The 14616-nt window shown below is 73.8% G+C and carries 14 protein-coding genes; 7 read left to right on the forward strand and 7 right to left on the reverse strand.

Features of this window, described 5'->3' with window-relative positions; translation table 11 throughout:
• Positions 1-30: 30 nt before the first annotated feature.
• From ACLU3S_RS30265 to ACLU3S_RS30285, 5 genes are all read right to left on the reverse strand, one after another.
• A complete protein-coding gene (locus ACLU3S_RS30265; protein ID WP_413955162.1) occupies positions 31-1518 on the reverse strand; it encodes a glycosyltransferase in 1488 nt (495 codons plus the stop codon).
• A gap of 13 nt (positions 1519-1531) precedes the next feature.
• Entirely contained in the window at positions 1532-3187 is a 1656-nt protein-coding gene (locus tag ACLU3S_RS30270) for an ATP-binding protein (RefSeq protein WP_413955163.1), read from the reverse strand.
• Positions 3184-3924, reverse strand: coding sequence for a response regulator transcription factor (locus ACLU3S_RS30275; RefSeq protein WP_413955164.1), 741 nt, complete (start codon positions 3922-3924; stop codon positions 3184-3186). Before ACLU3S_RS30275 ends, ACLU3S_RS30270 begins: the two co-directional genes overlap by 4 nt.
• A 145-nt stretch (positions 3925-4069) precedes the next feature.
• The gene (locus tag ACLU3S_RS30280; protein WP_413955165.1) at positions 4070-4957 is read right to left on the reverse strand and encodes a DUF2797 domain-containing protein; all 888 of its coding nucleotides are present in this window, start codon (positions 4955-4957) and stop codon (positions 4070-4072) included.
• A 175-nt stretch (positions 4958-5132) separates the two neighbouring features.
• Complete coding sequence (locus ACLU3S_RS30285) at positions 5133-6005, reverse strand: bifunctional DNA primase/polymerase (protein ID WP_413955166.1); 873 nt, start codon at positions 6003-6005, stop codon at positions 5133-5135.
• A 368-nt stretch (positions 6006-6373) separates the two neighbouring features.
• On the opposite strand from ACLU3S_RS30285, the gene ACLU3S_RS30290 reads away from it, so the two are divergent.
• From ACLU3S_RS30290 to ACLU3S_RS30315, 6 genes are all read left to right on the forward strand, one after another.
• Entirely contained in the window at positions 6374-6685 is a 312-nt protein-coding gene (locus ACLU3S_RS30290) for a hypothetical protein (protein WP_413955167.1), read from the forward strand.
• A gap of 175 nt (positions 6686-6860) precedes the next feature.
• Entirely contained in the window at positions 6861-7769 is a 909-nt protein-coding gene (locus ACLU3S_RS30295; protein ID WP_413955168.1) for a bifunctional MaoC family dehydratase N-terminal/OB-fold nucleic acid binding domain-containing protein, read from the forward strand.
• The gene (locus ACLU3S_RS30300; protein ID WP_413955169.1) at positions 7766-8164 is read left to right on the forward strand and encodes a MaoC family dehydratase; all 399 of its coding nucleotides are present in this window, start codon (positions 7766-7768) and stop codon (positions 8162-8164) included. Before ACLU3S_RS30295 ends, ACLU3S_RS30300 begins: the two co-directional genes overlap by 4 nt.
• Complete coding sequence (locus ACLU3S_RS30305) at positions 8161-9327, forward strand: lipid-transfer protein (RefSeq protein WP_413955170.1); 1167 nt, start codon at positions 8161-8163, stop codon at positions 9325-9327. Before ACLU3S_RS30300 ends, ACLU3S_RS30305 begins: the two co-directional genes overlap by 4 nt.
• A 170-nt stretch (positions 9328-9497) precedes the next feature.
• A complete protein-coding gene (locus tag ACLU3S_RS30310) occupies positions 9498-10055 on the forward strand; it encodes a SigE family RNA polymerase sigma factor (RefSeq protein ID WP_413955171.1) in 558 nt (185 codons plus the stop codon).
• Positions 10056-10155: 100 nt separating this feature from the next.
• Positions 10156-11811, forward strand: coding sequence for a long-chain fatty acid--CoA ligase (locus ACLU3S_RS30315; RefSeq protein WP_413955172.1), 1656 nt, complete (start codon positions 10156-10158; stop codon positions 11809-11811).
• A gap of 78 nt (positions 11812-11889) precedes the next feature.
• Here the strand turns inward: ACLU3S_RS30315 and ACLU3S_RS30320 are convergent, their stop codons facing one another.
• A complete protein-coding gene (locus ACLU3S_RS30320; RefSeq protein ID WP_413955173.1) occupies positions 11890-13110 on the reverse strand; it encodes an MFS transporter in 1221 nt (406 codons plus the stop codon).
• A 134-nt stretch (positions 13111-13244) separates the two neighbouring features.
• On the opposite strand from ACLU3S_RS30320, the gene ACLU3S_RS30325 reads away from it, so the two are divergent.
• Positions 13245-13826 carry a TetR family transcriptional regulator gene (locus ACLU3S_RS30325; protein WP_413955174.1) on the forward strand — a complete coding sequence of 194 codons (582 nt, stop codon included), beginning with the start codon at positions 13245-13247 and terminating at the stop codon, positions 13824-13826.
• 23 nt (positions 13827-13849) lie between these two features.
• Here the strand turns inward: ACLU3S_RS30325 and ACLU3S_RS30330 are convergent.
• Positions 13850-14616, reverse strand: a 767-nt coding sequence (locus tag ACLU3S_RS30330) for a response regulator (RefSeq protein WP_413955175.1), incomplete at its 5' end; no start/stop codon positions are given.

Raw genomic sequence — 14616 nt, forward strand, 5'->3', positions numbered from 1 at the left:
CCCGCTGCGCCGGCTGCTCGTGGTGGGTGGTCACCAGGGGTCCCCCGGATCCGTGTCGTGAGGGCGCACCGGCTGCAGGTGCACGGTGGCGTCCCTCCAGTTGCCGTCCGCGGCGTCGCCGGCGCGGACCTGGGTGGTCGGGTACGGCTGCCGCCGGTACGGCCGCTCGGGCGGCGGTGCGTACGCGGCGGGCGTGCCGTGCGGCGGGGTCGTCGTGCCGTACGCCGGCGAGGACGGGGTGCGCGCGGTGACCACGGTGGGCGGGGCGGCCGAGGCGGTCTCGCGGTCCGGGAAGACCCAGGCACGCAGGAGCAGGAACCGCAGCACCGTCGCGGCGAGATTGGCGGCGACGAGCACCGCCGGCTCGGTGGAGTGCGCCTGGCCGCCGCCGGCCGCGGCCAGGGCGGCCAGGGAGCCGCTGGTCAGGGCGAGTCCGATGGCGAAGACGACCAGACCCTGCGCCTGGTGCCGTACGGCGCCGCCCCGGCCGCGCACCCCGAAGGTGAGCCGGCGGTTGGCGGCCGTGTTGGCGACCGCCGAGACCAGCAGCGCGAGCGCGTTGGCGATCTGGGCGCCGGCGAACTGCCGGAAGACGCCGTAGAGCAGGAGATAGAACAGGGTGGACAGGCCGCCCACGGCGCAGAAGCCGACCAGTCGGCGGGCAAGTCCCCTGGGGACGTCGGCCAGTTCACGGTCGCGCGGGTCGTCGCCGAAGGGCCGGGTGAGCCGGTCCAGTGGCAGCGAGCCGGTGGCCAGCGCCTTGCCGATCCGCCACACGCCCCTGAGGTCGTCGGCCGCCGTCCTCACGATGTGCACGGTGGAGTCCGGGTCGTCGACCCAGTCGACCGGCACCTCGTGGATCCGCAGGCCCGCCCGTTCGGCGAGCACCAGCATCTCGGTGTCGAAGAACCAGCCGGTGTCCTCCACCAGCGGCAGCAGCACCTGGGCCACGTCCCACCGGATGGCCTTGAAGCCGCACTGGGCGTCCGAGAAGCGGGCCTGGAGCGAGCCGCGCAGGATCAGGTTGTAGGCCCGGCTGATGAACTCCCGCTTCGGACCGCGCACCACCCGGGAGGCGCGGGCGAGCCGGGAGCCGATCGCGAGGTCCGAGTGGCCGGAGATCAGCGGCGCGACCAGCGGCAGCAGGGCGTTGAGGTCGGTGGACAGGTCGACGTCCATGTACGCGAGGACCGGTGCCTCGGACGCCGACCACACGGTCCTGAGGGCGCGGCCCCGGCCCTTCTGCTCCAGGCGGAGGGTGGTGACCTCGGGGATCTCCGCCTCCAGCCGCGCCGCCACCAGCGGGGTGGTGTCGGTGGACGCGTTGTCCGCGATCGTGATGCGGAAGGCGTACGGGAAGGTGCGCGTGAGGTGCGCGTGCAGTCTGCGCACGCACGGCTGGAGGTCCTTCTCCTCGTTGTGGACGGGGACCACTACGTCCAGGACAGGCGTACCGGCGTCTCCGGCCGGGAGGTGCTCCCGCGCCGGCAGGGTGCCGGGAGAAGAGTCGGTTCGCATGGCCCGACTCTCGTCAAGTCCGCTGTCGCACCCATGTGGTGGCACTGTGCTGCGCCTGTGAGTGCCCGCGCCCGCCGACTGCGGGCGCGGGGCGCACGGCGGCGGCGGTGAGCGCGGGCAGCCGCACGGTGAACACCGTCCGGCCCGGAACGCTGTCGACGGTCACGGCGCCGCCGTGCGCGGTGGCCACCGCCTGCACGATGGCGAGCCCCAGCCCGGTCGAGCCGGTGGTTCGCGAGCGCGCCGAGTCCCCGCGCGCGAACCGCTCGAAGACGTGCGGCAGCAGGTCCGGCGCGATCCCCGGCCCGTTGTCCTCCACGTCCACGCACATCCACGGCCCGCGCCGCTGCACGCGCGCGACGACGGTCGTACCCGGCGGGGTGTGCTTGCGGGCGTTGCCGAGCAGGTTGACGAGCACCTGCTGGACGCGTGCCGCGTCGGCGGAGACGAGGGCGGGCTCGTCGGGCAGGTCGAGCCGCCAGTTGTGGTCCATGCCGGCCGCGCGGGCGTCGCTGACGGTGTCCACGACGAGGGGCACGAGATCGGTCTGCTCGAACTGCAGGGGTCTGCCCGCGTCGAGGCGGGCCAGCAGCAGGAGGTCCTCGACGAGCAGGGTCATGCGGCCGGCCTCGGACTCGATCCGCCCGAGGGCGTGCCGGGTGTCCGGCCCGACCTGCTCGCGTCCGCGCCTGGTCAGCTCGGCGTACCCGCGGATGGAGGCGAGCGGCGTCCTGAGCTCGTGACTGGCGTCGGCCACGAACTGCCGTACCCGCATCTCGCTCTGCTGGCGTGCGTGCAGGGCGCCGTGGACGTGGTCCAGCATCCGGTTCAGCGCGGCGCCCACCTGGCCGACCTCGGTGTGCGGGTCGCACTCCGACTCCGGCACCCGCTCGCTGAGGTTCACCTCGCCGGTGTGCAGCGGCAGTTCGGAGACGCGGGTGGCGGTGGCGGCGACCTTGCGCAGGGGGCGGGTGGCGATGCCGACGATGACGGATCCGGCGAGCGAGGCGGCGAGCAGTCCGGCGAGGGTGACACAGACCTCGACGACGACGAGCGTGTCGACGTTGTCGTCCACGTCCCTGGTGGGCAGGGCGACGTAGTAGGTGTCGCCGCCGTCGGGACTCACCGCGTACTGGACGCGGTAGCTGCCCAGACCGGGCAGGTCCACCGTGTGGGGGCGCTGGTCGTTCGGCACGCGCGCGAGTGCCTGCTGCTGCGCCGCGGTGAGGCCGGCGGCGGCCATCTTCTGAAACCCGCCGTAGCTGTCCTTGCGCTGCACCGCCTGGGCCGCGCCGGCGATCCGGCCGTTCTCCACGTAGGCCGCGACGGTGCCGGGCTGTGTCGGGCCGTTGACGAGGATGCGTGCGATCTTGTCGCCGGGCGTGGCGCTGTTCCCGCCCGAGGAGTCCGGACCGGCCGGGGCGCCGGGCAGGGCCGCGCCCGGATGCACCCGGCCGCCCGCCGCGCGCACGGCGATGTCGCGGACCTTGCCGTCGAGCTGGGCGTACAGATGCGACCGCAACGCCACCGTCGTCACCGTGCCGATCACCGCGCACACCACGGCGATCAGCACCACCGACGCGACGACGAGCCGGGTCCGCAGGGTGCGCGGCTGTCCGGCCCGGCGCTTCCGTCCCCGCTGCGGGCCCGGCCGGCGCCGCCCGCTCATGACGTGGCGGGCTTGATCAGGTAACCGGCGCCGCGCCGCGTGTGGATCATCGGCTCCCTTCCGGCGTCGATCTTCCGGCGCAGGTAGGAGATGTACAGCTCGACGACGTTGGCCTGCCCGCCGAAGTCGTACGACCAGACCCGGTCCAGTATCTGCGCCTTGCTGAGCACCCGCCGGGGGTTGCGCATGAGGAACCGGAGCAGCTCGAACTCCGTGGCGGTGAGGTGGATGGAGTCCCCGCCCCGCGCGACCTCGTGGCTGTCCTCGTCCAGGGTCAGGTCGCCGACGACGAGGACGGACTCGGACCGGCGGTCGGCGGCACCGGACCGCCGGATGAGCCCGCGCAGCCGGGCCACGACCTCCTCCAGGCTGAACGGCTTGGTGACGTAGTCGTCCCCGCCGGCGGTGAGCCCGGCGATGCGGTCCTCCACCGCGTCCTTGGCGGTCAGGAAGAGCACGGGCACGTCCGGCAGCTCGCGCCGCAGCCGCCCGAGCACGGTCAGCCCGTCCATGTCGGGCAGCATCATGTCGAGTACGACGGCGTCGGGCCGGAACTCGCGGGCGGCCTGCAGAGCTCCCTGCCCGTCCCCCGCACTCCTGATCTGCCAGCCCTCGTAGCGAAGAGCCATGCTCAGCAGTTCGGTGATCGACAACTCGTCGTCCACCACCAGCACGCGGACGGGGCTCCCGTCCGGCCTCAGCAGTTCGGTGCGCCCCTGGGGCGAGGTCGTGGTCATGGCGGACACCTTGTCGGGGCCCTCTGAGAACACGCTTTCACGGATCTGTGTTTTTCCTGAGAAACGCACAGGCGGCTCTCAGGCAAACCCTGGGAAGCGGCCCGTACGAGATCCGGGTGCGCGCTCCGTGCGCTCGCCCCCGGTCTCAGAACAGACCGTCCTGCTCCCGGACGAACGGCCGCAGCGCAAAGGTGAGTTCGCCCGCGGGGTCGCCGGCCTCCGCCGCGGCGGACGGGACCAGCTCCCACCCGCGCATCAGCCGGGTGTCCAGCACCACCACCCCGCGCCCCTCGACCGCCAGATGGAGATCGGGCCCGGCGGCCGCGACCAACTCGCCGCCCACCGCGCCGCCCGGCGCCAGTTCCACCACCTCACCGGTGGCGGGCACGGCCCCGGCCAGCCCGAAGGCGCCCGTGTGGTCGACGACTCGGCAGGGCTGCGGGCGCAGCGACTCCGGGCGGCCGTCGAGCGCGACCGCCCGCGCGTGCAGCTCCCGCACCTCGGCGGCCCGCTCCGCCGCCGTCGCGGGCAGCGCCGACCGCACCGCCCGCTTCTGCGCGTACGGGATCCGGTCCGGCACGCGCAGCGCGGCCCGCAACAGCTCCTCCGTGCGCCGGGCGGCCATCAGCGGACCGGTGCCCAGCCAGCTGAAGCAGACGGCGCCCTGCTCCAGCAGCCGCGTCGGGCCCCGCTCGACGGCGGTGATGCCGACCTTGACCAGGCCGGGCCCGAACCACGCCAGGTACACGCGGTACGGCCGGGGATCGTCCGCCAGCGTGTCTGCGGCCACGGAGTGCGCCCGGTCCAGCCGCGCACACTCCTCGCACCGGGCCCCCGTACTCCGCGCGGACACGGGGGACCGCAGCGGACAGGCATACCCGCGCGCCCCCACACACGTCCGCACAGCCCCCTCGGGCACGGCGAACGCGACCCTCTTCCCCCACGGCAGGGCACTGCGCCGCCCGCCGTCCCACACCAGCGCCGGACCCTGAGCCGCCCAGCGCAGGCCCGAGCACGTCCACGTCTGTGCCATCACGTCCGAGGGTAGGGCGTGGGTGTGACAGTGGGCCCGGGCAGCGGGCGTCACCAGCGCCGTGCCGGGCCCAGGAGCCACGGCCGGGAGGGCGGGCACCCCGGCCGCGCCGAGAAGCCGCACGGACGCGGGCGCACCGTCGCACCGGACCACGGGTGGCCCTCTGCCGGGACGCTCACGCCCGATGTCCCGTCATCCGTGCCGCCGAGGCGATCGTGGCGCGGGCCTCGCGTTCGGTCAGGCCGGTGTGGCAGGCCGCCTCGGTGAGGGGCGCGGCCAGCAAGGGGCCGATGCCGTTCTCGTAGGCGCGGCAGGCGGCCCAGAACAGGCGGGTGTTGCGCTGGCCCTCGTGGGCGGTCATGACGAACTGGACGAGGCCGCGGCCGTGGTCGCCGGGCGGGTGCGGGGCGGGGTGACCGGTGCGGGGCGGGGGCAGCAGCAGGCGCAGCAGGGCCGGCGGGCAGGCGGCCGGGGGCAGGTGTGCGGTGCCGGGGACGGTGCCGTAGACCCCGTGGTCGGTGCGGGAGCCGGGGCCCACGAGGTAGCCGCCGGCGCCGCGGATGTCGATGCCGGGGGCGAGCCGGCCGGCCGAGTTGGGCACGACGGCGTCGGGCGGACCGGTCAGCCACAGATGCCGGCCACCGCTCGGGGTGAGCACGACGACGGTGTCCGGGATGGTGAACAGATGGCGCAGCGCCAGCTCGCGCAGTGCGGCGGAGGAGTCCGTGCCGGACTTGGTGTCCAGGTCGACGCCGATCAGGTGGTACGGGGGCAGACCGCAGGCGATGCCGTAGCCGGTGGCCCAGGGTGCGGCGGCGAACATCTCCCGGATGCGGACCGGGTCGGTGGAGGCGTCGTACACGCCATGGCCGAAGCGGCCGCACTCGCCGTGGCAGCGCGGCCCGGCGGGTCCGGGGCCGGCGCGGTGGGGGGAGCGCAGGGCCGGGAGCTTCGTCCGGGACAGCGGGATGACGGCCAGGCCGCGCTCCGCGGCGGACAGGGCGTGTGCGAGGGCCAGCGTCGTGGCCTGCCGGTCGGTGGTGGCCATGACTCCATGTTCGTACACACGTTCGAAAAAGGGAAGTGGAGGGTGGGCGAGGCACGCCCGGCCGGGACAGGTTGGCCGGAACAGCGCTGGAACGGTTCACCCCTTGTGCCGCTTGAGGTGGCGAAGATTCCCATATGCCCTTCATCGAGAGGGAAAGTGAGCGAAGGTGGCGATAGGGGTTTATCGACTTGTCATCACGCTTGCGTGCGAATCGTGGCTTCCAGGCGGATTCGCCGGGGATTCGGTGGGCAACTCTGGTGGCGCGACGTCGTCCACGACAGTCGCGGCGGTCGGCCGACCGCCGCGACACAAGCGGTAGTTGACCAATGGCCCCACGGGGCCTGAGTGCTTGGTTCTGGAGGAACAACATGGCAAGCATCCGTACCGGCCGCGTTCTCGCCGCCGTCGCCGCGCTCCCGCTCGCAGCCGCCCTCTTCGGCGGCGTCGCGGCCGCGGACAACGGCGCCTTCGCGGACGACGGATCGAACGCGGGCGTGGCGAGTGTCGTCGGCAGCGGGGTCGGCCACAACAACAACGGCAACTCGTCCACCACCCAGCAGAGCGCGGTCGGCCCCGGCGCCTCGACCCAGAGCAACACCGCCCAGGTCCGCGGCTCCGCGTTCACGGCCATCCAGCAGGGCAACGAGAACGTGGCCATCCGCTTCACCCGGCTGTGGTGAGCCTCGGCCGGGGCCCCTCGCGCTGAGGGCCCTCGGGGGTGTGCTTCAGGGTCGCAGCACGTCGGTGTGGCGGTACTTCGGTGCCGCCGCGTCGGCGTTTTCCGGGCGCCTTGACACGCCCGCCGATCTGACGGACAGTCAGAAACGAGTGGAGAAAGGCCCGGGGAGGCGCACGGTGGCTGTGCAGGAGGACGAACCGACGGCGCGGCTCAAGGCGTACGAGGGGCGACCCGCCGCCGTCACCGGAGTCGGCAAGGACCCGGTCAACCTGCCGATGATCCGGCACTGGTGCGAGGCCATGGGCGACACCAACCCGGCGTACGCGGGGCCCGGCGCCGTGGCCCCGCCCACCATGCTCCAGGCGTGGACGATGGCCGGCCTCTCCGGGCAACGGGGGCGCACCAGCCCCTACACCGAACTCCTCGGCCTGCTGGACGAGCTGGGCTGCACATCGATCGTCGCCACCGACTGCGAGCAGGAGTATCTGCGCCCCCTGCGGCCGGGCGACGAGGTCACGTTCGACGCGGTGATCGAGTCGGTCTCCGACCGCAAGACGACCAGGCTCGGCACGGGGTACTTCGTCACCACCCGGATGAACGTCCGGGCCGGCGGCGAACCGGCGGGCACGCACCGCTTCCGCGTCCTCAAGTACGCCCCGGCCCGCGAACGCCCCGACGAGCCCCGGCCCCGGCGCCCCCGACCGGTGGTCAACCGGGACAACGCCGGCTTCTGGCAGGGCGTCGCCGAGCACCGGCTGCTCATCCAGCGCTGCACGGACTGCGGCACCCTGCGCCACCCCTGGCTGCCGGGCTGCAACGCCTGCGGCGGGCCGGACTGGGACACGGTCGAGGCGAGCGGCGAGGGCACCGTGTACTCGTACGTGGTCGTGCACCACCCGCCCTTCCCGGCCTTCGACCCGCCCTACGCGGTCGGGCTGGTCCAGCTCGCCGAGGGCGTGCGCATGGTGAGCGACGTGGTGGGGGTGCCCCACGACAAGGTGCGCATCGGCCTGCCGGTGCGGCTGGAGTTCCGCTCCTGCGACGAGGAGCTGACGCTGCCGGTCTTCCGGGTGGTGGAGCGGTGAGGGCCGGCGAGGAGCTGCCGCCGCTGGAGATCCCGGTCACGCGCACGCTGATCGTGGCCGGGGCGATCGCGTCCCGCGACTACCAGGACGTGCACCATGATCCGGAGCGGGCCCGGCAGAAGGGCTCGCCGGACATCTTCATGAACATCCTCACCACGAACGGCCTGGTCGGCCGGTACATCACGGACCACTTCGGCCCCGCGGCCACGCTGCGCAGGGTGGCCATCCGGCTCGGCGCGCCCAACCACCCGGGCGACCGCCTGGTGCTCACCGGCACGATCGAGGCGGTCGACGGCGACACCGCCACCGTGCGCGTCGTCGGCGCCAACAGCCTCGGCCGCCACGTGACCGGCACGGTGACCGTCACCGTCCCCGCACCGGAGGTCCGCCCATGAGCCTGCGCGCACGCGACGTCCTCGGCGGCCGTGCCGCGATCGCCGGGATCGGGGCCACCGAGTTCTCCAAGGACTCCGGGCGCAGCGAGCTGCGGCTGGCGGTGCAGGCGGTGCGCGCGGCGCTCGACGACGCGGGGCTCACCCCCGGGGACGTGGACGGCCTGGTGACGTTCACGATGGACACCAGTCCGGAGATCACGGTCGCCCAGGCCTGCGGGATGGGCGAGCTGTCCTTCTTCTCCCGGGTGCACTACGGCGGCGGGGCGGCCTGCGCGACCGTGCAGCAGGCGGCGCTGGCCGTGGCGGCGGGCGCGGCGGAGGTGGTGGTCTGCTACCGGGCCTTCAACGAGCGGTCGGGGCGCAGATTCGGCGCGGGAGTGCAGCACCGGGAGCCCTCGGCGGAGGGCGCGGCGCTCGGCTGGGTCCTGCCGTTCGGGCTGCTCACCCCGGCGTCCTGGGTGGCGATGGCGGCCCAGCGGTATCTGCACGCCTACGGGCTGGCGCCGGAGGCGTTCGGGCCCGTGGCCGTGACCGCCCGCCGGTACGCGGCGGCCAACCCGGCGGCGTACTTCCACGGCCGCCCGATCACCCTCGCCGAACACGCCGCCTCCCGCTGGATCGTGGAGCCCCTGCGGCTGCTGGACTGCTGCCAGGAGACGGACGGCGGGCAGGCGATCGTCGTCACCTCCGTCGAGCGGGCCCGGGACCTTGCGCACCCGCCGGCCGTGATCGCGGCCGCCGCCCAGGGCGCGGGCCGGGCGCAGGAGCAGATGACCGGCTTCTACCGCGACGACCTGACGGGGCTGCCGGAGATGGGCACGGTGGCCCGGCAGCTGTGGCGCACCTCGGGTCTCGGCCCGGCGGACATCGACGTGGGCATCCTCTACGACCACTTCACGCCGTTCGTGCTGATGCAGCTGGAGGAGTTCGGCTTCTGCGCACGGGGGGAGGCGGCGGACTTCGTGGCCGCGCGGCGCCTGCCCCTGAACACGCACGGGGGTCAGCTCGGCGAGGCCTATCTGCACGGGATGAACGGCATCGCGGAGGCGGTGCGCCAGCTGCGGGGCACGGCGGTGAACCAGGTGCCGGGGGCGTGCCGGACCCTGGTGACGGCCGGCACCGGAGTGCCGACGTCGGGCCTGGTCCTGACGGCGGACGGCTGAGGTCCGGGCACGCCGGCGGGTCCCCGGCTCAGGGTCGGACCCGGAGACGGGTGGACTCGTACTCCACCTTCAGGAGGTGGGGCCGGCCCCACCCCTACAACCTGAGGGGGACTCCGCTTCGGGACCTGCGGGCGATCCGCCGGTGCCGCGCCCGCTCCTAGCGTGGAGCCATGACCACACCCGTCTGCACCAGCGCCTCGGCCGCCGCCGCACCAGCGCGGCGGGCTCCGGCATACCCGTCGTTCACCTCGTACGTGCGGGCCCGTCAGCCGGTGCTGCTGCGCACCGCGCGCTCGCTGACCGCGAACCCGAGCGACGCCGAGGACCTGCTGCAGACCGCGCTCGCCAAGACCTACGCCGCCTGGGAGCGGATCGAGGACCAGCGTGCGCTCGACGGCTATGTGCGGCGGGCGCTGCTGAACACGCGGACGTCGCAGTGGCGCAAGCGCCGGGTGGACGAGTTCGCCTGCGAGGAGCTGCCCGAGCCGGAGCCCGCGCCCGGCGACGACGACCCGGCCGAGCGGCAGGCGCTGCGCGACGCCATGTGGCGGGCGATCCTGAGGCTTCCGGCGCGACAGCGGGCGATGGTCGTCCTGCGCTACTACGAGGACCTGAGCGAGGCCCAGACCGCCGACGTGCTCGGGGTGTCGGTGGGCACGGTGAAGTCGGCGGTCTCCCGCGCGCTGGCCAAACTGCGCGAGGATCCGGAGCTCGTACTGGTCCGGTAGCGGCGAGTTTCCCTCTCCCTAGTGACATACCGCGCGGTATGTGAGCAGAATCTGCGCAACCCTTACCGCCGCGTAGGCGCTGCCGCCTTGGGAGGACGCCGTGCTGAGCACCATGCAGGACGTACCGCTGACCGTCACCCGGATCCTCGTGCACGGGGTACTGGTGCACGGCCGGTCTCAGATCACCACCTGGACCGGTGAGGCCGAGCCGCAGCGGCGCAGTTTCGCCGAGGCCGGGGCGCGCGCGGTGCAGCTGGCGAACGCTCTCAAGGACGAGCTGGGGGTCCGGCCGGACGACCGGGTCGCCACCCTGATGTGGAACAACGCGGAGCACGTGGAGGCGTACTTCGCGATCCCGTCCATGGGCGCGGTGCTGCACACGCTCAATCTGCGGCTGCCCGCGGAGCAGCTGGTGTGGATCGTCAACCACGCGGCCGACCGCGTGATCATCGTCAACGGCTCCCTGATCCCGCTGCTGGCGCCGCTGCTGCCGAAGCTGCCCACGGTCGAGCACATCGTCGTGTCCGGCCCCGGCGACCGCGCCCCGCTGGCGGGCGCCGGCGCGCGGGTGCACGAGTACGAGGAGCTCATCGCCGGCCGGCCCACCACCTACGACTGGCCGGAGCTGGACGAACGCCAGGCCGCCGCCATGTGCTACACCTCCGGCACCACCGGCGACCCCAAGGGCGTGGTGTACAGCCACCGTTCGATCTACCTGCACTCCATGCAGGTCAACATGACCCAGTCGATGGGCCTGACCGACCGGGACACCTCCCTCGTGGTGGTGCCCCAGTTCCACGTCAACGCCTGGGGGCTGCCGCACGCCACGTTCATGACCGGCGTGAACATGCTGATGCCGGACCGCTTCCTGCAGCCCGCGCCGCTCGCCGAGATGATCGAGCGGGAGAGGCCGACCCACGCGGCGGCCGTCCCCACCATCTGGCAGGGCCTGCTCGCGGAGCTGAAGGACAGGCCCCGGGACGTCTCCTCCCTCACGCAGGTCACCATCGGCGGCTCGGCCTGCCCGCCCTCCCTCATGAAGGCCTTCGACGAGCTCGGCATGCGGGTCTGCCACGCCTGGGGCATGACGGAGACCTCACCGCTCGGCACGGTGGCCCGGCCGCCGGCCCACGCCGCCGGCACGGAGGAGGAGTTCGCCTACCGCCTCACCCAGGGCCGGTTCCCGGCAGGCGTCGAGGCCCGCCTCACCGGTCCCGGCGGCGAACGCCTCCCCTGGGACGGGGAGTCCGCCGGTGAGCTGGAGGTCCGCGGCCCGTGGATCGCGGGCGCCTACTACAACGGTCCCGACGCCGAACCGCTGCGTCCCGCCGACAAGTTCAGCGAGGACGGCTGGCTGAAGACGGGCGACGTCGGCACCATCTCCCCCGACGGGTTCCTCACCCTCACCGACCGCGCCAAGGACGTCATCAAGTCCGGCGGCGAGTGGATCTCCTCGGTCGAGCTGGAGAACGCGCTGATGTCCCACCCGGACGTCGCCGAGGCCGCCGTCGTCGCGGTACCCGACGAGAAGTGGGGCGAGCGCCCGCTGGCCACGGTCGTGCTCAGGGAGGGCGCCAGCACCGACTTCGCGACCCTGCGCACATTCCTCGCCGAGGAGGGCCGCATCGCCCGCTGGCAGCTGCCCGAGCGCTGGACCGTCGTGGAGTCGGTGCCGAAGACCAGCGTCGGCAAGTTCGACAAGAAGGTCCTGCGCAGGCGCTACGCGGACGGCGACCTCGACGTCACCCGCCTCTGACACCACCGGCCGCGCCGGGCCGGAGCCCTACTCCGAGCCCGGCGCGCACGACCGCCCGCGGCATGCCCGCCGCACGTCTCATCCCCGCGCCGACCCGCCGGCCGGCAGGGCCGTGGTCAGCCAGCCCAGGCCCAGCCACAGGGCGGCCACCAGGCAGACGCCGTGCCAGGCCCACCGGCCGTAGGCCGAGGCGGCGAGGGCGCAGGCCAGGGCGCCGCCCGCGAAGCTGGCGACGACGTAGGCGGTGTTGGCGGTGGCCGGGGCGGAGGTGGTGGTCAGGGCCAGGGTCTGGTTGGCGACATGGCCGGCGACCAGGGCCGCGTGTATCGCGACCGCGCCGGCGAAGAGCGCGGCGAGCCCGTGCCCGCCGAGCCAGAACAGCGGGACGCAGACGGCGGCCAGGAGGTAGGAGGAGCGGACGACCGCCGCGGCGCCGAAGCGGTCGACGAAGCCGCCCGCGAGCGGGGCCACCGCGCTGGCCGACAGCCCGAACAGGCCGAACAGCCCGGCGACCGCGGTCGACATGCCGTACCGGGGCCCGGTCAGCAGCAGCGCCAGCGAGGTCCACAGCGCGCTCCAGGCACCGTACATCCCGGCCTGCCGCACGCACGCGCGCCACAGGTCGGGCGAGCGGCGCAGGATCCGGGGCAGTGAGGTCAGCCCCGCGAACAGGCGGCCGGTGCGGCGCCGGCGGTGCTCCACCGGGAGGGCGTACGCGGTGGCCAGGCCCAGCAGCGCGGTGAGGACGGCCGCCCCGGCGAAGACCGCCCGCCAGCCGTAGGCCTGCCCGGCCAGGCCGCCGAGGACCCGGGCGGCCACGATCCCGGTGAACAGCCCCGCGATGACGGCGGCGACATGCCGCCCCCGCCGGTCGGCGGGGGCGCGGGCGGCCACCAGCGGGACCAGTAGCTGGGGTACGACCGTGGCGGCGGAGGCCACCAGGACGGCGGCCGCGAGCGCGGTGGCCCCGGGCGCCGCCGCGCCGGCGGACAGCGCGACCGCGGCGACCAGCGACAGGCCGCCCACCAGCCGCCGCCGGTCGACGCGGTCGCCGAGCGGGGCGAAGAACAGCAGACCGCCCGCGTACCCGAACTGCGCGACAGAGGCGATCCAGGCCTCCGCCGAGGGCGCGGCGCCGAAGCCACGGGCGATCAGCGGCAGAAGCGGAGCCGCGAGATAGATGTTCCCGGCGGTGACGGCGGTGCAGACGGCGATGAGCCCCAGCAGGAGTCCGGCGGATGCGCCCTCCGTGCCGGGCGCGGACGCCCGGACCTCGGCGGCGGTGCTTGGTCGCGGCATACAGGGAGCCCCCTTCGTACCCAGTGCAGCAACTAACCGGTTGGCTGGTCATGCGCGGAACAGCCTGCGAGCCCGATGCCAGTCGTGCCAACCAAATAGTTGGTTACTTGCCGGTGCGTCCCTACCCTGTCCCCATGGCACCGGTGAGGGACCCCGAGGCGACCAAGGCCCGCATCTTCGACGCTGCGGTCGCCGAGTTCGCACGGCACGGCATCGCGGGTGCCCGCATCGATCGCATCGCAACCGCGGCCAAGGCCAACAAACAGCTGATCTACGCCTACTTCGGCAACAAGTCCGAACTGTTCACCACGGTCCTCGGCAGGTGCATGGCCGATCTGGCCGCCGCCGTCCCGGTCGACCCGGACGACATCGACGGCTGGCTGGACCGCATGCTCGACCACCACGCGGCCCACCCGGAACTGCTCCGCCTGCTGTTCTGGGAGGGCATCGCGTACGGCACCGCCGACCTGCCCGACGAGGAGGCGCGCCGGCAGCACTACGCCCGCAAGGTCGGCGCCATCGCCGACGCCCAGGAGCGCGGCGTGATCACCGACGCGATCCCGGCCGGCGACCTGCTCCTGCTGCTGGTCGCCCTCGCCAGCTGGGCGTCCGCGGTCCCGCAGATGCGCCGGATCGTCTCGGGCGCCGAGGACCCCGACCGCGAGCGCCTGCGGGCCTCGGTCAAGGAGGCGGCCCGCAGGCTCGTCGCGAAGTGAGCCCGTGCCCGCCCAGTCCGTGACTAGTTCGTGCCGATCCGGGCCAGCAGGTCCACGATCCGCGACTGCACCTCGTTGCTCGTGGACCGCTCCGCGAGGAACAGCACCGTTTCGCCCGAGGCCAGCCGCGGCAGGTCGGCCGGGTCGACGGCGGCGGTGTAGACGACGAGCGGGGTGCGGTTGAGCTGCCCGTTGGCGCGCAGCCAGTCCACGATCCCGGCCCGCCCCCGGTGCACCTGCATCAGGTCCATCACCACGAGGTTCGGATGGAACTGGCCCGCCAGCGTCACCGCGTCGTCGTCGTTCGCGGCCCGCGCCACCTGCATCCCGCGCCGCTCCAGCGTCGCGGTCAGCGCCAGCGCGATCTCCGCGTGCTCCTCGATGAGCAGCACCCGCGGCGGATGCTGCTCGCTGTCCCGCGGCGCCAGCGCCTTCAGCAGCACGGCGGGGTCGGCGCCGTACGCCGCCTCGCGCGTCGCCTGCCCGAGCCCGGCCGTGACCAGCACCGGCACCTCGGCGGCCACGGCGGCCTGGCGCAGCGACTGCAGAGCCGTGCGCGTGATCGGCCCGGTCAGCGGATCCACGAACAGCGCGGCGGGGAACGCCGCGATCTGCGCGTCGACCTCCTCGCGCGAGTTCACGATCACCGGCCGGTAGCCGCGGTCGCTCAGCGCCTGCTGCGTCGTCACGTCCGGCGCGGGCCAGACCAGCAGCCGGCGCGGGTTGTCCAGCGGCTCCGGCGGCAGCTCGTCGTCCATCGGCTGCGGACGCGGGGTGTCCGCCACCTCGA

The sequence above is a fragment of the Streptomyces sp. AF1A genome (assembly GCF_047340315.1).
Lineage (GTDB): Bacteria > Actinomycetota > Actinomycetes > Streptomycetales > Streptomycetaceae > Streptomyces.